The 22,037-nt window shown below is 59.5% G+C and carries 19 protein-coding genes and 1 other RNA gene (1 of these 20 running past the window's edge); 17 read left to right on the top strand and 3 right to left on the bottom strand.

Going from position 1 to position 22,037, the window contains the following annotated elements; all coding sequences use genetic code 11:
- From rnpB to lpxC, 17 genes are all read left to right on the top strand, one after another.
- Positions 1 to 188, top strand: an RNA gene (rnpB, locus tag ACIQU2_RS22150) — RNase P RNA component class A (it extends 207 nt beyond the left edge of the window).
- A gap of 356 nt (positions 189 to 544) precedes the next feature.
- Entirely contained in the window at positions 545 to 1,000 is a 456-nt protein-coding gene (gene mraZ, locus ACIQU2_RS22145; RefSeq protein ID WP_008147486.1) for a division/cell wall cluster transcriptional repressor MraZ, read from the top strand.
- Positions 997 to 1,944: a 16S rRNA (cytosine(1402)-N(4))-methyltransferase RsmH gene (gene rsmH, locus ACIQU2_RS22140; RefSeq protein ID WP_046048256.1), complete on the top strand. Its 948-nt coding sequence runs from the start codon at positions 997 to 999 to the stop codon at positions 1,942 to 1,944. The genes mraZ and rsmH overlap by 4 nt, the downstream gene beginning before the upstream one ends.
- Entirely contained in the window at positions 1,941 to 2,234 is a 294-nt protein-coding gene (ftsL, locus tag ACIQU2_RS22135) for a cell division protein FtsL (protein WP_033053422.1), read from the top strand. The genes rsmH and ftsL overlap by 4 nt, the downstream gene beginning before the upstream one ends.
- Positions 2,234 to 3,973, top strand: coding sequence for a peptidoglycan D,D-transpeptidase FtsI family protein (locus ACIQU2_RS22130; RefSeq protein WP_403144051.1), 1,740 nt, complete (start codon positions 2,234 to 2,236; stop codon positions 3,971 to 3,973). The genes ftsL and ACIQU2_RS22130 overlap by 1 nt, the downstream gene beginning before the upstream one ends.
- On the top strand, positions 3,973 to 5,436 hold the full coding sequence (locus ACIQU2_RS22125; RefSeq protein ID WP_403143985.1) for a UDP-N-acetylmuramoyl-L-alanyl-D-glutamate--2,6-diaminopimelate ligase: 1,464 nt from the start codon (positions 3,973 to 3,975) through the stop codon (positions 5,434 to 5,436). The genes ACIQU2_RS22130 and ACIQU2_RS22125 overlap by 1 nt, the downstream gene beginning before the upstream one ends.
- Positions 5,429 to 6,796, top strand: coding sequence for a UDP-N-acetylmuramoyl-tripeptide--D-alanyl-D-alanine ligase (gene murF / locus ACIQU2_RS22120; protein WP_403143983.1), 1,368 nt, complete (start codon positions 5,429 to 5,431; stop codon positions 6,794 to 6,796). The genes ACIQU2_RS22125 and murF overlap by 8 nt, the downstream gene beginning before the upstream one ends.
- Positions 6,796 to 7,878 carry a phospho-N-acetylmuramoyl-pentapeptide-transferase gene (mraY, locus tag ACIQU2_RS22115; RefSeq protein ID WP_403143982.1) on the top strand — a complete coding sequence of 361 codons (1,083 nt, stop codon included), beginning with the start codon at positions 6,796 to 6,798 and terminating at the stop codon, positions 7,876 to 7,878. Before murF ends, mraY begins: the two co-directional genes overlap by 1 nt.
- A gap of 5 nt (positions 7,879 to 7,883) precedes the next feature.
- On the top strand, positions 7,884 to 9,230 hold the full coding sequence (gene murD / locus ACIQU2_RS22110; protein WP_403143980.1) for a UDP-N-acetylmuramoyl-L-alanine--D-glutamate ligase: 1,347 nt from the start codon (positions 7,884 to 7,886) through the stop codon (positions 9,228 to 9,230).
- Positions 9,227 to 10,444 carry a putative lipid II flippase FtsW gene (gene ftsW, locus ACIQU2_RS22105; RefSeq protein WP_403143978.1) on the top strand — a complete coding sequence of 406 codons (1,218 nt, stop codon included), beginning with the start codon at positions 9,227 to 9,229 and terminating at the stop codon, positions 10,442 to 10,444. The genes murD and ftsW overlap by 4 nt, the downstream gene beginning before the upstream one ends.
- Positions 10,434 to 11,504 (top strand): undecaprenyldiphospho-muramoylpentapeptide beta-N-acetylglucosaminyltransferase, encoded by a 1,071-nt coding sequence (gene murG / locus ACIQU2_RS22100; RefSeq protein ID WP_403143977.1) that lies wholly within the window; start codon positions 10,434 to 10,436, stop codon positions 11,502 to 11,504. Before ftsW ends, murG begins: the two co-directional genes overlap by 11 nt.
- Positions 11,497 to 12,957, top strand: a complete 1,461-nt coding sequence (murC, locus tag ACIQU2_RS22095) for a UDP-N-acetylmuramate--L-alanine ligase (protein WP_347805395.1) — start codon at positions 11,497 to 11,499, stop codon at positions 12,955 to 12,957. Before murG ends, murC begins: the two co-directional genes overlap by 8 nt.
- A complete protein-coding gene (locus ACIQU2_RS22090; RefSeq protein ID WP_033061339.1) occupies positions 12,954 to 13,910 on the top strand; it encodes a D-alanine--D-alanine ligase in 957 nt (318 codons plus the stop codon). The genes murC and ACIQU2_RS22090 overlap by 4 nt, the downstream gene beginning before the upstream one ends.
- A 4-nt stretch (positions 13,911 to 13,914) precedes the next feature.
- Positions 13,915 to 14,784, top strand: a complete 870-nt coding sequence (locus ACIQU2_RS22085; protein WP_403143974.1) for a cell division protein FtsQ/DivIB — start codon at positions 13,915 to 13,917, stop codon at positions 14,782 to 14,784.
- Positions 14,785 to 14,799: 15 nt separating this feature from the next.
- Positions 14,800 to 16,059 (top strand): cell division protein FtsA, encoded by a 1,260-nt coding sequence (ftsA, locus tag ACIQU2_RS22080; protein WP_033061341.1) that lies wholly within the window; start codon positions 14,800 to 14,802, stop codon positions 16,057 to 16,059.
- Positions 16,060 to 16,126: 67 nt separating this feature from the next.
- Positions 16,127 to 17,320: a cell division protein FtsZ gene (gene ftsZ / locus ACIQU2_RS22075; protein ID WP_033061342.1), complete on the top strand. Its 1,194-nt coding sequence runs from the start codon at positions 16,127 to 16,129 to the stop codon at positions 17,318 to 17,320.
- A gap of 112 nt (positions 17,321 to 17,432) precedes the next feature.
- Complete coding sequence (lpxC, locus tag ACIQU2_RS22070) at positions 17,433 to 18,344, top strand: UDP-3-O-acyl-N-acetylglucosamine deacetylase (protein ID WP_282379021.1); 912 nt, start codon at positions 17,433 to 17,435, stop codon at positions 18,342 to 18,344.
- Positions 18,345 to 18,413: 69 nt separating this feature from the next.
- Here lpxC and ACIQU2_RS22065 read toward each other — a convergent pair whose 3' ends face one another.
- The 3 genes from ACIQU2_RS22065 to ACIQU2_RS22055 all read right to left on the bottom strand — a co-directional run bounded on the left by ACIQU2_RS22065 (position 18,414) and on the right by ACIQU2_RS22055 (position 21,797).
- Positions 18,414 to 19,910 (bottom strand): diguanylate cyclase, encoded by a 1,497-nt coding sequence (locus ACIQU2_RS22065; RefSeq protein ID WP_403143971.1) that lies wholly within the window; start codon positions 19,908 to 19,910, stop codon positions 18,414 to 18,416.
- Positions 19,911 to 20,057: 147 nt separating this feature from the next.
- The gene (locus ACIQU2_RS22060; RefSeq protein WP_347805398.1) at positions 20,058 to 21,377 is read right to left on the bottom strand and encodes an OprD family porin; all 1,320 of its coding nucleotides are present in this window, start codon (positions 21,375 to 21,377) and stop codon (positions 20,058 to 20,060) included.
- A 195-nt stretch (positions 21,378 to 21,572) separates the two neighbouring features.
- Complete coding sequence (locus ACIQU2_RS22055; protein ID WP_403143969.1) at positions 21,573 to 21,797, bottom strand: hypothetical protein; 225 nt, start codon at positions 21,795 to 21,797, stop codon at positions 21,573 to 21,575.
- Positions 21,798 to 22,037: the final 240 nt, after the last annotated feature.

Here is a 22,037-nt window from a genome sequence, read left to right as displayed (position 1 = left end):
CCTTCAGATCTATCGTCTCGTCCTGGAAGAGCTCGTTAATCTGTAATGTCATATATCACCCAGCTGAAGTCGTGTCCCAAGGCGTGGCCCGCGCTGGGACCGGGTAGGTTGCTAAAGATGTCCAGTGATGGCCATCGTAGACGAATGACTGTTCAAGACAGAACCCGGCTTACAGATCGACTCTCCACCTTTTTCCCCCTCCCTGCTTTAATCATTGAGCAGGGCGCCTGTAGTAGCAATTTCCCTCCTTACAGAATCAACAGCAGAAGCACTTTCCTAATACCGAAAAAATCTTACTCTTAACAAATTACTTTAACTTTCGAACGCAGCCTTCAGTGCTGATTCAAGTTATTGAGCAGGATGACACGTCAGATTCTCGCTACCCCTCCTTTTACGCTCCTAAATCTCAGTTCTGTAAGGGTTTTCCTTTAATCCGCGCCTTGACGGTGCGGTGGCCGCATTCCTATAGTGTGCGCAAGTGGCGGAAAGTGGCATGAAGTGGGTTTTTTGAGCTCAAAACGCTAATATTTGGAGAAACGCTGACGTGTTTCGCGGAGCTAACGCTATCAGTCTCGACGCAAAGGGCCGTCTCGCTATGCCGAGCCGGTACCGTGACGAGCTCGTTTCGCGTAGTTCCGGTCAGTTAATCGTCACAATTGATGCCGTTGATCCGTGTTTGTGTGTTTACCCCCTCGATGAGTGGGAAATTATTGAAACCAAACTGCGCGCACTGCCTTCGCTTCGCGAAGAGAACCGCCGCCTGCAACGTTTACTGATTGGTAATGCCGTCGACCTCGAGCTCGATGGCAGTGGTCGTTTTCTGGTTCCGCCGCGTCTTCGTGAATATGCCAAGTTGGATAAACGCGCGATGTTGGTAGGCCAACTGAACAAGTTCCAATTGTGGGACGAGGATGCCTGGGATGCGGTTTCTGCCGCTGACCTGGCTGCCATTCAACAACCGGGCGCCATGCCTGATGAACTGCGTGATTTGATCCTGTGACTATTGATAGCGGCTTTAACCACATCACCGTACTGCTTGACGAAGCCGTGGAGGCTCTCGCCGTACGTCCTGATGGCTGCTATCTGGACGGTACGTTCGGGCGCGGCGGACACAGCCGGTTGATCCTCAGCCAGCTCGGTCCCGATGGTCGGGTGCTCGGATTCGATAAAGATCCTCAAGCGATTGCCACCGGGCAAACGCTAGCGGCCGAAGACGGCCGCTTTGTCGTTGTGCAGCGCAGCTTTGCCGAGCTCGGTTCGGAAGTCGCCGAACGTGGTCTGGACGGCAAGGTCAGCGGCGTTTTGCTCGACCTCGGCGTGTCCTCGCCGCAGCTCGACGACCCTGAGCGCGGCTTCAGTTTTCTCAATGATGGCCCGCTGGACATGCGCATGGATCCGTCCCGCGGGATCAGCGCTGCCGAATTCGTCAACACCGCCCCCGTGGAAGAAATCGCGCGGGTGTTCAAGCAATACGGCGAAGAACGTTTCTCCGGCCGCATGGCCCGTGCCGTGGCCGAGCGTCGCGACATCAAGCCGTTCGAGCGCACTGCCGATCTGGCTGAAGTCCTGAAAGTGGCCAACCCTGCATGGGAAAAGGGCAAAAACCCGGCGACCCGTGCGTTCCAGGGCTTGCGTATTCACGTCAACAACGAACTGGGTGATCTGGAAGCCGGCCTTGAAGCCGCGCTGGAATGCCTGGAAGTCGGCGGCCGTCTGGTCGTCATCAGCTTCCACTCGCTGGAAGACCGCATCGTCAAACTGTTCATGCGCAAACTGGTGAAAGGCGAAGCCGACAACCTGCCGCGCAACCTGCCGGTACGTCACGTCGCCTTCGAACCAATAATCAAAATCCATGGCAAAGCACAGTCCGCCTCCGAGGCCGAACTAAAAGCCAACCCACGTTCCCGTAGCGCCGTCATGCGCGTCGCGGAGAAGCTGCGGTGAGCAAGCTTTTCGCCAAGCCACTTCCCGGCGGAAGCTTTTTCATGTTTCTGCTGTTTATTGGCGTGCTCGTGTCGGCCATCGGCGTTTCCTACAGCGCCCACTGGAACCGTCAACTGCTGAACTCCCTGTACAACGAGTTGAGCGTGCGCGACAAGGCGCAAGCGGAGTGGGGCCGTTTGATTCTCGAACAGAGCACCTGGACCGCCCACAGCCGTATCGAAGTCCTGGCGACCGAGCAACTGAAGATGCGCATTCCTGGCGCAGCTGAAGTGCAGATGGTGGCGCCATGATGAAACTCGAGGGTGCACTCTTTCCATGGCGGTTCCGCCTGGTGCTGGGTTTGCTCGGCGTCATGGTCGCGGCGATTGCCTGGCGCATTATCGATCTGCAAGTAGTCGACCGTGCCTTTCTTAAAGGTCAGGGCGATGCGCGCAGTGTTCGTCATATTCCTATTCCGGCTCACCGTGGTCTGATCACCGACCGTAACGGCGAGCCTTTGGCCGTGAGTACCCCGGTCACCACCCTTTGGGCCAATGCCAAAGAAATGCAAACGGCCAAAGAGAAGTGGCCTGCACTGGCGGCTGCCTTGGGGCAGGCCCCGAAAGCTCTGGCCGAACGTCTCGAGGCCCAGGCCAACAAAGAATTCATTTATCTGGTGCGCGGGCTGACCCCCGAGCAGGGCCAGTCCGTGCTCGATCTGAAAGTACCGGGCGTTTATGGCATCGAAGAATTCCGGCGTTTCTACCCGGCCGGTGAAGTCACTGCCCATATGGTCGGTTTTACCGACATCGATGACCACGGTCGTGAAGGCGTCGAGCTGGCCTACGACGAATGGCTGGCCGGGGTCCCCGGCAAGCGGCAGGTGATCAAGGATCGGCGTGGCCGACTTATCAAGGATGTTCAGGTGACCAAAAACGCCAAGGCCGGAAAGCCCTTGGCGTTGTCCATTGACCTGCGTCTGCAATACCTGGCCAACCGCGAACTGCGCAACGCGATCATCGAAAACGGCGCCAAGGCCGGCAGCCTGGTGATCATGGACGTGAAGACCGGCGAGATCCTCGCCATGGTCAACCAGCCGACCTACAACCCGAACAACCGTCGCAACCTGCAACCGGCGATGATGCGCAACCGCGCGATGATCGACGTGTTCGAACCGGGTTCGACGATGAAAGCAATTTCCATGAGCGCCGCGATTGAAACCGGACGCTGGAAGCCGACCGATACCGTCGAGGTGTACCCGGGCACCTTGCAGATCGGTAAATACACCATCAAGGACGTATCCAAGAGCGAAGGTCCGGTGCTCGACCTGACTGGCATTCTGATCAACTCCAGTAACGTCGGCATGAGTAAGGTCGCCTTCGATATCGGCGGCGAAACGATTTTCCGTCTGGCGCAAAAAGTCGGCCTCGGCCAGGACACCGGCCTGGGCTTCCCGGGCGAGCGCGTCGGCAACCTCCCGAACTACCGCGAATGGCGCAAGGCTGAAACCGCCACGTTGTCGTACGGCTACGGTATCTCGGTGACCGCGATCCAGTTGGTCCACGCCTTCTCGGCCCTGGCCAACAACGGTCGCCTCGCGCCGCTGACCCTGATCAAAACCGACAAGGTGCCGCAAACCACACAGGTATTGCCGGAAACTGTCGCGAAAACCATGCAAACCATGCTGCAACAAGTGATCGAAGCCCCGCGCGGTGTATTCCGTGCGCAAGTGCCGGCGTATCACGTGGGCGGCAAGTCGGGTACCGCGCGTAAAACGTCGGTCGGCACCAAGGGCTACGCCGAGAATTCCTACCGTTCGCTGTTCGCAGGCTTCGGCCCGATGAGCGATCCGCGTTACGCCATCGTGGTGGTGATCGATGAGCCGACCAAGGCCGGTTACTTCGGTGGTCTGGTCTCGGCGCCGGTGTTCAGCAAAGTGATGTCCGGGACCTTGCGCCTGATGAACATCACCCCGGACAACCTGCCACCTACTCAACAAGCGAACGCAGCACCGGTCGTTCCGCTGAAAGCCAATGGAGGGCGAGGCTGATGTCTCTGAGTCTGAACAAGATATTCGCCCACGCCGGTCGCGATCTGTTGATCCGCGAACTGACCCTGGACAGCCGCAACGTGCGGGCTGGCGATCTGTTTCTCGCCGTTCCTGGCGGCAAGTTCGACGGTCGCGCGCACATTGCCGACGCCCTGCAACGCGGCGCTGCCGCTGTGGCGTATGAAGTCGAAGGCGCGACGGTACTGCCGATTACCGATGTTCCGCTGATTCCAGTCAAAGGCCTGGCGGCGCAGCTGTCGGACATCGCCGGGCGTTTTTACGGTGACCCTAGTCGTCACCTGAACCTGGTCGGCGTGACCGGCACCAACGGCAAAACCAGCGTGACGCAGTTGGTTGCGCAAGCATTGGATTTGCTCGGCCAGCACTGCGGCATCGTCGGCACGTTGGGCACCGGTTTTTACGGCGCGCTCGAAAGCGGCTTGCACACCACGCCGAACCCGATCGCCGTGCAGGCAACCCTCGCCGACCTGAAAAAGGCGGGTGCCAAAGCCGTCGCCATGGAAGTTTCTTCCCACGGTCTGGATCAGGGCCGCGTGACCGCACTGGCGTTCGATGTGGCGGTGATGACCAACCTGTCCCGCGATCACCTGGATTACCACGGCACCATGCAGGCCTATGGTGAAGCCAAGGCCAAGCTGTTTGCCTGGAATGATTTGAAGTGCCAGGTGGTCAACCTCGACGACGAATTCGGCCGCCAACTGGCCGCCGAAAAACGCGAATCGCGCTTGATCACCTACAGCCTGGAAAACTCCAGTGCCTACCTTTATTGCCGTGAAGCGCAGTTCGATGACGAAGGCGTGCGCGCCACGTTGGTCACGCCGCAGGGTGAGCATCATCTGCGCAGCACCTTGCTCGGTCGCTTCAACCTTAGCAACGTGCTGGCCGCGGTCGGCGCCTTGCTGGGTCTGGACTACGCGCTGGACGAAATCCTCAAAGTGTTGCCGAAACTCGAAGGCCCGGCTGGCCGCATGCAGCGCCTTGGCGGTGGCACCCAGCCGCTGGTGGTGGTCGATTACGCCCACACCCCGGATGCACTGGAAAAAGTCTTGATGGCCCTGCGCCCTCATGCCAAAGGCCGTTTGCTGTGCCTGTTCGGTTGCGGTGGTGATCGCGATCGCGGCAAACGCCCGCTCATGGCCGAAGTGGTCGAGCGTTTGGCTGACGGCGTGCTGGTGACCGATGACAACCCGCGCACTGAAGACCCTGCAGTGATCTTCGACGACATCCGCGCCGGTTTTACCGCTGTGGATAAAGTCACCTTCGTCGCTGGCCGTGGCCAGGCGATTGCCCAATTGATCGCCAGCGCTTCGGCGGATGACGTGATTGTCCTGGCCGGTAAAGGTCACGAGGACTATCAGGAAATCAACGGCCAGCGTCACGCGTTCTCCGATCTGGTCGAGGCCGATCACGCCTTGACCGCGTGGGAGGTGGCCCATGTTTAAAGCCCTGAAACTGAGCGAGCTGACCGGCGCGCTGAATGCCCGCTTGGTCACTGCCGATGCCAGCTTCGACGGCGTCAGCATCGACAGCCGCGCGATCAAATCAGGCCAGCTCTTTATTGCCCTGACCGGCCCGCGTTTCGATGGCCATGACTATCTCAATGACGTCGCCGCAAAAGGCGCCGTAGCGGCGTTGGTCGAGCGCGAAGTCGCCGACAGCACACTGCCGCAGTTGCTGGTGAAAGATACTCGTCAGGCGCTGGGGCAACTCGGCGCGTTGAACCGTGCGGCTTACACCCATCCTGTCGCAGCGATTACCGGTTCCAGCGGCAAGACCACGGTCAAGGAAATGCTCGCCAGCATCCTGCGCACGCGCGGTCCGGTGTTGGCGACCCGTGGCAACCTGAACAATGATCTCGGCGTTCCGCTGACCCTGCTCGAGCTCGCGCCGGAACATACCGCAGCGGTGATCGAGCTGGGTGCTTCGCGTCTCGGCGAAATTGCTTACACCGTCGACATGACCAAGCCTCATGTGGCCGTGCTCAACAACGCCGGGACCGCCCACGTCGGCGAGTTCGGCGGGCCGGAAAAAATCGTTGAAGCCAAGGGCGAGATTATTGAAGGGCTGGATGCCGATGGCGTCGCCGTTCTCAATCTTGACGACAAGGCGTTCGACATCTGGAAGACCCGCGCTTCCGGTCGCAAAGTGCTGACCTTCGCCCTGAGCAATGTCAGCGCCGATTTCTACGCCAGTGATCTGGATCGCGACGCTCGCGGTTGCCCGGCGTTCAACCTGCACACTCCTGAAGGGATGGAGCGCGTTCAACTGAACCTGCTCGGCACCCATAACGTTGCCAATGCGATGGCCGCCGCCGCCGCCGCCCACGCGCTGGGCGTGTCGCTGTTCGGCATCGCCACCGGTCTCGGCGCGGTGCAGCCGGTCAAGGGCCGCACCGTCGCGCAACTGGCCACCAATGGCATCCGCGTAATCGATGACACATACAACGCGAACCCCACCTCCATGTGCGCCGCCGTTGATATACTCGCCGGCTTTTCCGGTCGCACCGTTCTGGTGCTCGGAGATATTGGCGAGTTGGGCGACTGGGCGGAGCAGGGGCACCGCGATGTGGGCGAGTACGCCCGTGGCAAGGTTTCCGCGCTTTACGCTGTCGGGCCAATGATGGCTCACGCCGTGAACGCTTTCGGCGAGCAGGCCTATCACTTCACCACTCAGGATGAACTGATCAAGGCCCTCGGCGCCGAGCAAGACACAAACACCACCATTTTGATCAAGGGCTCGCGCAGCGCTGCGATGGAAAACATCGTCGCCGCTTTGTGCGGGACCAGCCTGGAGAAACATTAATGCTGCTGCTGCTAGCGGAGTATCTGCAACAGTTCTACAAAGGCTTCGCGGTCTTTCAGTACCTGACCCTGCGCGGGATTCTCGGTGTGCTGACCGCGTTGGTTTTGTCGCTGTGCTTTGGCCCGTGGATGATCCGCACTTTGCAGAACCGTCAGATCGGTCAATCCGTTCGTAACGACGGTCCACAATCGCACTTGTCCAAGTCGGGCACCCCGACCATGGGCGGCGCGCTGATTCTTTCGTCCATCGGCGTCAGCACGTTGCTTTGGGCTGACCTGTCCAACCGTTACGTGTGGACCGTGCTGCTGGTGACTTTGCTGTTCGGCGCGATCGGCTGGGTCGACGATTACCGCAAAGTGATCGAGAAGAACTCCCGTGGCTTGCCGAGCCGCTGGAAGTACTTCTGGCAATCGGTGTTCGGCCTGGGCGCGGCGATCTTCCTTTATATGACCGCAGTGACGCCGGTGGAAACCACCCTGATCCTGCCGATGCTCAAGGACCACAGCATTCCGCTGGGCGTAGGTTTCATTGTCCTGACTTACTTCGTGATCGTCGGCTCGAGCAACGCGGTCAACCTGACCGACGGCCTCGACGGTCTGGCGATCATGCCCACCGTAATGGTCGGCGGCGGGTTGGGGATCTTCTGCTACCTGTCGGGTAACGTGAAATTCGCTGAATACCTGCTGATTCCGTATGTGCCGGGCGCAGGCGAGTTGATCGTGTTCTGCGGCGCCTTGATCGGCGCGGGCCTCGGGTTCCTCTGGTTCAACACGTATCCGGCTCAGGTGTTCATGGGCGACGTCGGCGCACTGGCGCTGGGCGCGGCACTGGGCACCATCGCGGTGATCGTCCGTCAGGAAATCGTCCTGTTCATCATGGGCGGCGTGTTCGTGATGGAGACCCTGTCAGTCGTCATTCAGGTCGCATCCTTTAAGCTTACCGGTCGCCGTGTGTTCCGCATGGCACCGATTCACCACCACTTTGAACTCAAGGGCTGGCCCGAGCCACGCGTGATCGTCCGTTTCTGGATCATCACCGTGATTCTCGTGCTGGTTGGCCTTGCCACCCTGAAGCTGAGGTAGAACGAGTGTCTCTGATCGCTTCTGACCACTTCCGCATCGTTGTCGGCCTCGGCAAGAGCGGCATGTCCCTGGTTCGCTTCCTGGCGAACCGGGGCACGTCGTTTGCTGTCGCCGACACGCGGGAAAATCCACCGGAACTGGCCACGCTCAAGCGTGACTATCCGCACGTGGAAGTGCGTTGTGGCGAGCTGGACGTCGAATTCCTGTGCCGCGCCGACGAGCTCTACGTGAGCCCCGGCCTGGCGCTGGCGACTCCGGCCCTGCAGGCTGCCGCCGCGCGTGGCGTGAAATTGTCCGGTGACATCGAGCTGTTCGCGCGTAACGCGAAGGCGCCGATCGTCGCCATCAGCGGCTCCAACGCGAAAAGCACCGTCACCACACTGGTCGGCGAGATGGCTGCGGCGGCCGGCAAGCGTGTCGCCGTTGGCGGCAACCTCGGCACGCCGGCGCTGGACCTGCTCAGCGACGACGTCGAGCTGTACGTGATGGAACTGTCGAGCTTCCAGCTCGAAACCACCGATCAACTCAACGCCGAAGTGGCGACCGTGCTCAACGTCAGCGAAGATCACATGGACCGCTACAGCGGTCTGCCGGCTTATCACCTGGCCAAGCATCGGATCTTCCGGGGGGCCAAGCAGTTTGTGGTCAACCGTCAGGATGCCCTGAGCCGTCCGCTGATGGGCGAAGGTCAGCCGTGCTGGACCTTCGGTTTGAGCAAACCTGATTTCAAGGCATTCGGTATCCGCGAAGAAGAAGGCGAGAAGTACCTGGCCTTCGAATTCCAGAACCTGATGTCGGTGCGCGAGTTGAAAATTCGCGGCTCCCACAACCAGTCCAACGCCTTGGCGGCATTGGCCCTGGGCCACGCCGTCGGCCTGCCGTTCGACGCCATGCTGTCGAGCCTGCGCACCTTCGCCGGGCTTGAGCATCGCTGCCAGTGGGTCCGTGACCTGAATGGCGTGACCTACTACAACGATTCCAAAGCCACCAACGTCGGTGCCGCACTGGCTGCCATCGAAGGTCTGGGCGCGGACATTGACGGCAAACTCGTGCTGATCGCCGGTGGCGACGGCAAGGGTGCCGAGTTCAAGGACTTGCGTGATCCGGTGGCGGTCAACTGCCGCGCCGTGGTGCTGATGGGCCGTGACTCCGAGCTGATCGCTCAGGCCATTGGCGATGCCGTGCCACTGATTCGCGTCAACTCGCTGATCGAAGCGGTCGAGCAATGCCGCGCCATCGCAGAGACGGGCGACGCCGTGTTGTTGTCGCCGGCTTGCGCCAGTTTCGACATGTTCAAGAATTACGAAGACCGTGGTCACCAGTTCGTCCGCGCCGTGGAGGATCTGGTATGAGCCTGATGAACATCATCAAGCCCTATCCGTCGCCGATCATCACCGGGCGCGGCATCGACCTCGACTTCCCGATGCTCGCCGGCTGCCTGGCATTGATCGGCCTCGGACTGGTCATGATTGCATCGGCATCGACCGAAGTGGCTGCGGTGCAGTCGGGCAGTGCCCTGTATTACATGATTCGCCACCTTATCTACATCGTGCTGGGCCTGGGTGCCTGCATCGTCACCATGATGATTCCGATCGCCACCTGGCAACGCCTGGGCTGGCTGATGCTGATGGGTGCGTTCGGTTTGCTGGTGATGGTGATCATCCCGGGGATCGGCCGTGAAGTGAACGGTTCGATGCGCTGGATCGGCTTCAGTTTCTTCAACGTTCAGCCGTCGGAAATCGCCAAGGTATTTGTCGTTATTTACCTGGCCGGTTACCTGGTGCGTCGTCAGAAAGAAGTGCGTGAAAGCTGGATGGGCTTCTTCAAGCCGTTCATCGTTCTGCTGCCAATGGCGGGTCTGTTGCTGATGGAACCGGACTTCGGCGCCACCGTCGTGATGATGGGGGCTGCTGCGGCGATGCTGTTCCTTGGCGGGGTCGGGCTGTTCCGTTTTTCCTTGATGGTTGTCCTGGCGGTTGCGGCGGTGGTGTTGTTGATTCAAGTGCAGCCGTATCGAATGGCGCGCCTGACCAACTTTGCGGATCCGTGGGCCGACCAGTTCGGTGCTGGCTATCAGTTGTCTCAAGCATTGATTGCTTTTGGTCGCGGCGAATGGCTGGGCGTTGGTCTGGGCAACAGCGTGCAGAAACAGTTCTATCTGCCGGAAGCCCACACCGACTTCGTGTTCTCGGTCCTGGCCGAAGAACTGGGTGCCGTCGGTTCTTTGTGCACGGTAGCGTTGTTCGTCTTTGTCTGTATTCGTGGCATGTACATCGGTTATTGGGCCGAGAAGGCCAAGCAATTTTTCGCCGCCTACATCGCGTACGGCTTGTCGTTCCTGTGGATTGGTCAGTTCCTGATCAACATCGGGGTGAACGTCGGTTTGTTGCCAACCAAAGGTCTGACCCTGCCGTTCCTCAGTTATGGCGGTAGCTCGTTGGTGATCTGCTGTGCCTGTCTCGGCTTGTTGCTGCGCATTGAATGGGAAAGTCGAACCCACTTGGGCAGCGAAGAGATGGAGTTCCATGAGAGCGACTTCGCCGAGGAGCCGACCCATGGGCGCTAACGTATTGATCATGGCGGGCGGCACCGGTGGCCACGTGTTCCCGGCGCTGGCGTGTGCTCGCGAATTCCAGGCCCGTGGTTACACCGTGCATTGGCTCGGGACACCGCGTGGCATCGAGAACGATCTGGTGCCAATGGCCGGAATCGAGCTGCATCGGATCAATGCCAGCGGTTTGCGCGGCAAGGGCAAGCTGTCCTTGCTCAAGGCACCGCTCATGTTGCTCAAGTCGATCTGGCAGGCACGGGCGATCATTCGCCAACTGCGGCCGGTGTGTGTCGTCGGCTTTGGTGGTTATGTGACCGGTCCTGGTGGCGTTGCAGCCAAACTGGCCGGCGTGCCGGTGATCGTTCACGAGCAGAACGCCGTGGCCGGTACCGCCAATCGGTTGCTGGTGCCGTTGGCCGCTCGAGTCTGTGAAGCGTTCCCCGACACCTTTACCCTGTCGGGCAGCCGTCGGACCACCGGTAACCCGGTGCGCACCGAGCTGTTCCTCGAAACACCGCGACAGGCTCTGGCCGGTCGCAAGGCGCGTTTGCTGATCCTGGGTGGAAGCCTGGGCGCAGAACCGTTGAACAAGTTGCTGCCTGAAGCCCTGTCGCAAGTCGCCCCCGACCTGCGCCCGGAAGTGTTTCATCAGGCCGGCAAAAACCACGATGAAGTGACTGCAGAGCGCTATCGCGCGGTTGGCGTCGAGGCGCAAGTGCAGCCTTTCATCAAAGACATGGCCCAAGCCTATGGCTGGGCCGACCTGGTGGTGTGCCGCGCAGGCGCGCTGACCATCAGTGAACTGGCCGCCGCCGGTCTGCCCTCGATGCTGGTGCCTTTGCCCCACGCGATCGACGATCACCAGACCCGCAACGCCGATTATTTGGCCCGTGAAGGCGCTGCCTTCCTGATGCCGCAAAGAACGACTGGCGCAGCGGATCTTGCCGCACGCCTGACAGAGGTCCTGATGCAACCACAACGACTCACCGACATGGCCACCGCGGCACGCCGCCTGGCCAAACCCGATGCAACCCGTAACGTGGTCGATACCTGCCTGGAGGTGGCCCATGGTTGAGAATCAGAAAGCCATGCCGCAACCGGAAATGCGCCGCATCCGTCGCATCCACTTCGTCGGAATCGGCGGCGTGGGCATGTGCGGCATTGCCGAAGTGTTGTTGAACCTGGGCTATGAAGTGTCCGGTTCCGACCTGAAAGCTTCGCCGGTGACCGAGCGTCTCGAGTCCTTCGGCGCCCAGATCTTTATCGGCCACCGCGCTGAGAACGCCGCGAACGCCGATGTGCTGGTCACCTCCAGTGCCGTGAACACGTCCAACCCGGAAGTCGCCACTGCCCTGGAACGCCGCATTCCGGTGGTGCCTCGCGCTGAAATGCTGGCTGAGCTGATGCGCTACCGCCACGGCATCGCCGTCGCCGGTACCCATGGCAAAACCACCACCACCAGCCTGATCGCTTCGGTGTTTGCCGCCGGTGGCCTGGACCCGACATTCGTGATCGGTGGCCGTCTGAATGCCGCGGGCACTAATGCTCAGCTGGGCACCAGCCGTTACCTGATCGCTGAAGCTGACGAAAGCGACGCCAGCTTCCTGCACTTGCAGCCGCTGGTGGCCGTGGTCACCAACATCGACGCCGACCACATGGCGACCTACGACGGTGACTTCAACAAACTGAAGAAAACCTTCGTCGAGTTCCTCCACAACCTGCCGTTCTACGGTCTGGCGGTGGTGTGCCTGGACGATCCGGTGGTGCGTGAAATCCTGCCGCAGGTGAAACGTCCGACCGTCACTTATGGCTTCGGCGACGACTGCGACGTGCGCGCGATCAATGTGCGTCAGCAGGGCATGCAGACCTTCTTCACCGTGCTGCGTCCTGATCGCGATCCACTGGATGTCTCGGTGAACATGCCGGGCAACCACAACGTGTTGAACGCACTGGCAACCATCTGCATCGCCACCGATGAAGGTGTCAGCGATGAAGCCATCGTCCAAGGCCTGTCCGGGTTCCAGGGTGTCGGCCGACGCTTCCAGGTCTACGGCGAACTGCCGGTAGAAGGCGGCAACGTGATGCTGGTCGACGACTACGGTCATCACCCGACCGAAGTCGCCGCGGTCATCAAAGCCGTGCGCGGTGGCTGGCCGGAACGCCGTCTGGTGATGGTCTACCAGCCGCACCGTTACAGCCGGACTCGCGACCTGTACGACGATTTCGTCAATGTATTGGCCGACGCCAACGTCCTGCTGTTGATGGAAGTCTACCCGGCCGGTGAAGAACCGATCCCCGGCGCCGACAGCCGCAAGCTGTGCAACAGCATCCGTCAGCGCGGTCAGCTCGACCCGATTTACATCGAGCGCGGTGTTGACCTCGCGCCGTTGGTCAAGCCGCTGCTGCGTGCTGGCGACATCCTGCTGTGCCAGGGCGCCGGTGACATCGGTGGTCTTGCACCGAAACTGTTGAAAAGTCCGTTGTTCGCAGGCGCCGTTGCTGCGCCGAGTGTGGGGAAGTTGAAATGACTGCTGCTTACGCCAACCTCGTCTCCACTATTGCGCCGAAAGATTTCGGGCGCGTCGCCGTGCTCTTCGGCGGCAAGAGTGCCGAGCGTGAGGTTTCTCTCAAGTCGGGTAACGCGGTTCTCGACGCGCTGTTAAGCGCCGGTGTGGACGCGTTTGGTCTCGACGTGGGCGATGATCTTTTGCAGCGTCTGCTGAACGAAAAAATCGATCGCGCCTTCATCATTCTCCACGGTCGTGGCGGTGAAGACGGCAGCATGCAGGGTCTGCTGGAATGCCTGGGAATTCCGTACACCGGCAGCGGCATTCTGGCCTCGGCACTGGCCATGGACAAGCTGCGCACCAAACAGGTCTGGCACAGCCTCGGTATTCCGACGCCACGCCATGCCGTGCTGAGCTCCGAGGCCGATTGTATTTCGGCGGCGACGGAACTGGGCTTCCCTTTGATCGTCAAACCGGCCCATGAAGGTTCAAGTATCGGGATGGCCAAAGTGACCTCCGCGTCGGAGTTGATCGACGCGTGGAAAGCGGCCAGTACCTACGATTCGCAAGTGTTGGTCGAGCAATGGATTCAAGGTCCGGAGTTCACCATCGCCACCCTGCGTGACCAAGTGTTGCCACCGATCGCCCTGGGCACGACGCACAGTTTCTACGACTACGACGCCAAGTACGTGGCTTCCGATACCCAGTACCGGATTCCGTGTGGCCTGGACAGCAGCAAAGAAAAAGAACTGATGGACCTCACGGCGAAAGCCTGTGAGGCGCTGGGTATCGCCGGTTGGGGCAGGGCTGACGTGATGCAGGACGCCGACGGGCAGTTCTGGTTCCTGGAAGTCAATACCGCACCGGGCATGACCGATCACAGTCTGGTGCCGATGGCGGCTCGTGCTGCCGGTCTGGATTTCCAGCAACTGGTTCTGGCGATTCTGGCCGCAAGCATTGAGCCGCGAGGTTAAGAGCATGCAAGGCGCACAGCTGAGACATCAGCCCCCCGCACCGCCCGGCCGCAAGCCGGTACCCCGGGGTGCCAGCCGAATGGTGGCCAAAGAGCCGATGTCTGCGCGCCTGCCGAAAGCCAATTTTGGTTTTCTGAAATCCTTGTTCTGGCCGGTGCTGTTGGTCGCACTGGGTTTCGGCACTTACGAAGGCGCGCAGCGTTTGTTGCCGTACGCCGACCGGCCGATCACCAAGATCAACGTGCAGGGCGACTTGAGTTACATCAGCCAGCAAGCGGTGCAGCAGCGGATCGCCCCGTACGTGGCGTCGAGCTTCTTCACCATCGATCTTGCGAGCATGCGTACCGAGCTTGAAACGATGCCATGGATTGCCCACGCCGAAGTGCGTCGGGTGTGGCCGGATCAAGTGGTGATCCGCCTGGAAGAACAACTGCCGGTGGCCCGTTGGGGCGATGAAGCGCTGTTGAACAACCAGGGTCAGGCGTTCACCCCGCGTGAGCTGGCGAACTACGAACACTTGCCACAGCTGTTCGGCCCACAACGGGCCCAACAGCAAGTGATGCAGCAATACCAGGTGCTGAGCCAGATGCTCAGGCCGTTGGGCTTCTCGATTGCGCGCCTGGAGTTGCGTGATCGAGGCAGCTGGTTCCTGACCACCGGCGCCGGCAGCGCGGGCCCGGGAATCGAACTGTTGCTGGGACGCGGCAACCTGCTGGAAAAGATGCGCCGCTTCATTGCCATCTATGACAAGACGCTTAAAGAACAGATTACGAACATTGCGCGCATCGATCTGCGCTACGCCAACGGCCTCGCTGTTGGCTGGCGGGAACCTGTAGCGCCCACGACAGCCCAACCCGCTGTCGCGAAGAATTAAGAAGAGGCAGGACCCATGGCAAACGTGCAAAGCGGCAAAATGATCGTCGGTCTCGATATCGGCACCTCCAAAGTGGTGGCGCTGGTCGGCGAGGTCTCGGACGACGGCACGCTGGAAATCGTCGGGATCGGTACCCATCCGTCCCGTGGCCTGAAGAAAGGCGTGGTGGTGAACATCGAGTCCACCGTGCAATCGATCCAGCGCGCGATCGAAGAGGCGCAGCTGATGGCTGGTTGCCGCATTCACTCGGCGTTCGTCGGCGTGGCTGGCAATCATATCCGCAGCCTGAACTCTCACGGCATCGTGGCGATTCGTGATCGCGAAGTCAGCTCCGCCGACCTCGAGCGAGTTCTCGACGCCGCCCAGGCCGTGGCAATCCCGGCTGACCAGCGCGTGCTGCACACCCTGCCGCAGGATTACGTGATCGATAACCAGGAAGGCGTTCGCGAGCCTCTGGGCATGTCGGGCGTACGTCTGGAAGCCAAGGTTCACGTGGTCACCTGCGCCGTCAACGCCGCACAGAACATTGAAAAATGCGTGCGTCGCTGCGGCCTGGAAATCGACGACATCATTCTCGAGCAACTGGCTTCGGCCTACTCGGTCCTGACCGACGACGAGAAAGAACTGGGCGTGTGCCTGGTGGACATCGGTGGCGGCACCACCGACATCGCGATCTTCACCGAAGGCGCGATCCGTCACACCGCGGTGATCCCGATTGCGGGCGACCAGGTAACCAACGACATCGCCATGGCGTTGCGCACCCCGACCCAGTACGCCGAAGAAATCAAGATTCGCTACGCCTGCGCCCTGGCCAAACTGGCCGGTGCCGGTGAAACCATCAAGGTCCCAAGCGTTGGCGACCGTCCACCACGCGAGCTGTCCCGCCAGGCCCTGGCCGAAGTGGTCGAGCCGCGTTACGACGAGCTGTTCACGCTGATCCAGGCCGAACTGCGTCGCAGTGGCTACGAAGACCTGATCCCGGCCGGCATCGTGCTGACCGGTGGTACGTCGAAGATGGAAGGCGCGGTCGAATTGGCCGAAGAAATCTTCCACATGCCGGTCCGCCTGGGCGTGCCGCATGGCGTCAAGGGCCTGGACGACGTGGTCCGTAACCCGATTTATTCCACTGGCGTTGGCCTGTTGATGTACGGCCTGCAAAAGCAGTCCGACGGGATTTCGTTCTCGGGCATCAGCAGCCGCGACAGCTACAGCAACGAAGAACCGAAAGTCGCCTTGCTCGATCGCTTCAAGAGCTGGGTACAAGGCAACTTCTAAAGATTTACCGCAGCACCGCAGCAAAAAGCAGTAGGCGAAAAAACTAGAGAATGTAAGGAGAGGGAAAATGTTCGAACTCGTAGACAACATCCCCGCAAGCCCGGTTATTAAAGTTATCGGTGTTGGCGGAGGCGGCGGCAACGCCGTCAACCACATGGTCAAGAGCAACATTGAAGGCGTTGAATTCATCTGCGCCAACACTGATGCCCAAGCGCTGAAAAGCATCGGCGCGCGGACCATCCTGCAACTGGGCACCGGCGTGACCAAAGGTCTCGGCGCTGGCGCCAACCCTGAAGTAGGTCGTCAGGCCGCTCTCGAAGATCGTGAGCGCATTGCCGAAGTCCTGCAGGGCACCAATATGGTGTTCATCACCACTGGCATGGGCGGTGGTACCGGTACCGGTGCTGCGCCGATCATCGCTGAAGTGGCCAAGGAAATGGGGATTCTCACCGTTGCGGTGGTGACTCGTCCGTTCCCGTTCGAAGGCCGCAAGCGCATGCAGATCGCCGATGAAGGCATCCGTCTGCTGTCTGAAAGCGTCGACTCGTTGATCACCATTCCCAACGAGAAGCTGCTGACCATCCTTGGCAAGGACGCAAGCCTGCTGTCCGCATTCGCCAAGGCCGACGATGTACTGGCCGGTGCCGTTCGCGGTATCTCCGACATCATCAAGCGTCCGGGCATGATCAACGTCGACTTTGCCGACGTACGGACCGTGATGAGCGAAATGGGCATGGCGATGATGGGCACTGGCTGCGCCAGCGGTCCGAACCGTGCACGTGAGGCCACCGAAGCGGCCATTCGCAACCCGTTGCTGGAAGACGTGAACCTGCAAGGTGCACGCGGCATCCTGGTGAACATCACCGCCGGTCCTGACCTGTCCCTGGGTGAGTACTCCGACGTGGGCAGCATCATCGAAGCCTTTGCTTCCGAACACGCAATGGTCAAGGTCGGTACCGTTATCGATCCGGACATGCGCGACGAGCTGCACGTGACCGTGGTTGCCACAGGTCTGGGCGCGAAAATCGAGAAGCCTGTGAAGGTCATCGACAACACCATGCACACGTCCGTGGCATCGCAGCCGCAACAGCAAGCGCCTTCGCGTCAGGAAGCGCCTGCGGTAAACTACCGTGACCTGGACCGTCCGACCGTCATGCGCAACCAGGCTCAGGCCGGTGCTGCGACTGCCGCGAAGATGAATCCGCAAGATGATCTGGACTACCTGGACATCCCGGCTTTCCTGCGTCGTCAGGCCGATTAATGGAATGTATCAGGGCTATGAAGGTGATTGGTGTTCAGCAAAGGTCTGGTCTGCTATCATCGCCAGCCTTTGTTGATACCAGTTCGCAATTTGCGCTGAAGCGGCCCAAGCCATGATTAAACAACGCACACTGAAAAATATTATCCGTGCTACAGGTGTAGGCCTGCACTCCGGGGAGAAGGTATACCTGACCCTCAAGCCCGCACCTATCGACACCGGCATTGTGTTTGTTCGTGCCGATCTCGACCCTGTGGTGCAGATTCCTGCCCGCGCGGAAAACGTTGGTGAAACCACGATGTCGACCACATTGGTCAGTGGTGACACCAAAGTGGATACGGTGGAGCACTTGCTCTCGGCCATGGCTGGCCTGGGCATCGATAACGCCTACGTCGAGCTCTCCGCGTCTGAAGTTCCGATCATGGATGGTAGCGCTGGACCTTTCGTATTCCTGATCCAATCGGCCGGCCTGGAAGAACAGGACGCCGCCAAGAAGTTCATCCGGATCCTGCGGGAAGTGACAGTGGAAGACGGCGACAAGCGCGCCACTTTCGTCCCTTTCGAAGGTTTCAAAGTGAGCTTCGAGATCGATTTCGATCACCCGGTTTTCCGTGACCGCACACAAAGTGCAAGCGTGGATTTTTCCAGCACTTCGTTCGTAAAAGAAGTCAGCCGCGCCCGTACCTTTGGTTTCATGAGTGATATCGAGTACCTGCGCAAGCACAACCTCGCACTCGGCGGCAGCGTTGAAAACGCTATTGTGGTCGACGCGGATGGTGTACTGAACGAAGACGGCCTTCGCTATGAAGACGAATTCGTGAAGCACAAGATCCTCGATGCAATTGGTGACCTCTACCTGTTGGGCAATAGCCTGATTGGTGAATTCAGGGGTTTCAAGTCCGGACATGCATTGAACAACCAGCTGCTGCGCAAGTTGATTGAGCAGACAGATGCTTGGGAAGTCGTGACTTTCGATGACGCCAGCACTGCACCGATTTCTTACATGCGCCCTGTTGCGGCCGTGTAAGTAAAAAACCTCTCTAGTTTTTAAAGGCTACCTTCGGGTGGCCTTTTTTTATGCCTGCGGGGAAAGGCCTCAATCCGCAGCGACAACCCGATTACGCCCACTTTCCTTGGCCTGATACAGCGCCTTGTCCGCTGCAAACAATAGCTGTTCCAGACTGATCTCGGCGGAAGTGGTCCAGGTACTGATACCGATACTGACAGTAATCGGCGACTCGGCACCTGGCACCAGCGGCAATTGCTCCACTGTCGCTCGGATGTGTTCGGCAATCTGTTGCGCACCCTGGCCGTCGGTTTCCGCGAGAATCACCGAAAACTCTTCGCCGCCATAACGGGCGACCAGATCCGCTGGTCGCTTCACATTGGCGGAGATCACCTTGGCCACCGAGCGCAAGGCATCATCGCCACCCTGATGCCCATGTCGATCGTTGAAGGCCTTGAAGTGGTCGGCATCAATCATCAGCAGCGATAACGGCTGACCGGAACGTTGAGCGCGGAACCACTCATGACGCAGGACCTGATCCAGCGTTCGGCGGTTGGCCAGGCCGGTCAAGGCATCGGTGGCCGCCAGTTGCGCCAGTTCCTGTTCGGCGTTGTGGCGCAGGCGCAGTTCCCGGCTGAGCAGCCAAGTCAGCCAGAGCAAGATGATGCACAGCGCAATAGTCGCAACGCTAACCACCACCGTCGTGCGCTTCCACGAGGCAAACACTTCATCACTGGACAGTGCAACGATGACGATCAACGGCAAGTTGCCCACCTTGGAGAACGTGTACAGGCGTTCGTCCTTGTAGCGGCTTGAAACACTGGTGAAGCTGCCGTTGCCTTCTTTGACGATGCGCTGAAAGTTGGGACGGTCGCTGAAGTCCTTGCCAATCAGCTCTTCGGCCAGGCGGGGTTCCTGAGCCAGAAGAATCCCGTCCGAGCTGATCAGGTTGACCGAGCTGTCACGACCGATGCTCAAGCTGTTGAACAGCTGATCGAAATAACTCAAGCGCATGGCGGCTTCGGCCACGCCAAGAAATTCGCCCTGTGAGCCGCTGACCCGGCGACTGAAGCTGATTCGCCATTCATGTTCAGCCTGTCTGGAACGGAAGGGACGGCTGATGAGCATGCTCGGGTCGCGATTGTTCACGTGCGACTGAAAGTATTCGCGGTCAGCAAAATTGCCCTTTCTGGGCTCTACCGAGGCCGAGTCGGCGATCACGTCGCCCTTGTTGTCCAGCAACAAAATGTCGCCCTTGTACGGCGCGGCAGTGGCACGGTCAAACAAGGCCAGATGCCGGATAGCCGGGGAAACGCTCTTGAGGTCTTCACGCTGCGAGGCAGCGATCAAGCCGAGCAAGGACAGGTCATAGAGTTCGACATTGCGCAGCACGTCGGCGTCGATCAATTGCACGATATTGGTTGCTGCACGAGTGGCAGACTGTTCAGCATTGGCGCGTTCGCGAATGAGCAGGAATGCCACGATGCTCAATATCGCAATCACCAGCAGCAAACTGCCGAGAACCAGAAGCCGCTCCGATCGCGTCGACCGGATCGGATGGTGAGATGTTGCACTGCTCACACTCATGGTTCTGACTTCTGCTAATGAGGCGTTATGAAAGTGTTTTGCAAGACTCAGGCAGAATCCCAGAAACCGTTTGCGTTCGGAGCGCCTGTATAAATGCCGGATAAAAAAAAGGCCAGCAAAACATGCTGGCCTTTTACTTATTGAAGCTTAGAAGACATTGAGCGGGTAGTCGACGATCACCCGGTATTCATCGGTGTCCTGATCCAGCGCGCCGTAGCCGTTGCCTCCACGGTTGGTCGCCCATTGCAGGCGCAGCGCCAGGTTTTTGGCCTTGCCGCCCTGAACCACATACTTGAGATCGATGTCGCGTTCCCAGTGCCTGGCGTTTTTGCCGTCAGCGCTGTACCACGAGGCATAACCCGGGCTGTCCGGATCGACCTTGGTCAGGTCCAGTTCACCTCGGGAGTAAGACACCGCCGAGGTCAGGCCGGGAAGGCCGAGCCCGACAAAGTCGTAGGCATACTTGAGTTTCCATGAGCGTTCGTTCGGGCCGTTGAAGTCCGAATACTGCTGGGAATTGTCGAGGTAGACGCTGTCGCCCTGGCTGATGTAGTCGAACGGCGTGTTGCCGTTGACCCGCTGATAGGCCGCGGTAACGCTGTGATTGCCCACGCCGACGGTGAAATGCAGGCTGTAGGTGTTGTTGTCGATGTGGCCCAGCAGCGCATCGCCGGTGTCTTGCGTGTGATAGGCATGCAGACCCGGGTTGAGGCTGACCAGATCGTTCAAAGCGTAGGTGTAGTCCAGATCGTAGTAATACTGGTTCCAGATGTCCTTGAGCTCGGAAGCATAGAGACTACTGGTCAGCCCCGGTAGACCGCTCCAGGCGACACCGGCCCAGTTCAGGTGCCGGCTTTCGTCACCGTCGGCCAGGCTGCCGTAGGACGTGCCGATTCGGGTGTGTCCGCTCTGGTTGTAAGGCTTGGTGAAACTCGCCTGGCCACCTTCAATCATCCAGCCGTCGAAACTGTGGTTGGTCAGGCTCACGCCACGAAAGGTCTGGGGCAGCATTCGGGTTTCGCCGCCGGCGATCACCGGGTTGGTCAGGAACAAATCACCGGCCTTCAGTTCGGTATCGAAGGCACGCATTTTCAGCGTGCCGCCCGCCGTCGAGAACGAACCTGGCGCTTTGCCGTTGCCATCGCTGACCGGCAGGATGCTCGAATTATCAGTGCCGCCACCGCCGTCGAGCTTGAGCCCGAGCATGGCGTGGGCATCAACGCCGAAACCGACGGTGCCTTGGGTGTAGCCCGATTCGAAGAGGCCGAGGAAACCCTGGCCCCATTCAATGTTGTCGTCCGTCTGCTGAAGGCGGTTGCGGTTCATGTAGTAGTTACGGGCGTTGAGGTTGAGGCTCGATCCTTCGACGAAACCTTCGGCGTTTGAGTCGTCTGCGGCGTGAGCAGCAGGCGCCACCGTTGCAACGATTGCAATGAATAACGGGCTGAATCTGAGAGGGAAACGCACTAGCGGTAAAGCTCCTTGGATGAACTAAGAGCCTCATTGTTTTGAGGCTCAGGATGTTTCTTGTTAGAGAAGACGAACTAAAACTGTTTAAAACCACAACGAAAAAAAACCGCTGATAGCAGCGGCTTTGAAGACAACTTTTCAAAGGGAAGAGCCGATGAAAAGTGTCGAGGGAAACAGAGCGATACTTAACAATCAGCTGTCTTTCTCAACCCGTGGCTGGGCTTGAGTGGTGGACGCTTGAGGGGTTTGCGCAGCTTCTTGAGCCTTGGCCGTCATTTCGCTCTGATTCTGTTTGAATGCAGCAGCGCGTGCGGAATTCTGCGCGACGAACGTCTGCGACTCTTCCGCGATGGCGAACGGAGACAGAAACAAAGAGGACAAAACGAAAGCGCTGGCAATACCCATAGTGTTGGACATCTTTAAAACCTTCTTGCTTGGCAAGTGCTGTTTGGTGCGGCAAAGATAAGGGGGTTTTGAGAGGGGAAAAAGAGCGGATTCATGAAAGGACTGTTGCGCTTAAGGCAACAGTTGGCAGGTCGACGCCCGAGCCGAACGCAGGCTTCGCCAGCTGCTATGTATGGACTCGCCCCCACTGTCTACCCGCTTTTGAAAAACCGCCGCCCCGTTGCATCTATGTATCAGGCCTATTCGAGGAAG

Source organism: Pseudomonas sp. NPDC098740, from assembly GCF_044760065.1.
Classification (GTDB): Bacteria; Pseudomonadota; Gammaproteobacteria; order Pseudomonadales; family Pseudomonadaceae; genus Aquipseudomonas; species Aquipseudomonas rossensis.
This window is presented reverse-complemented; position numbering and strand designations above follow the sequence as displayed.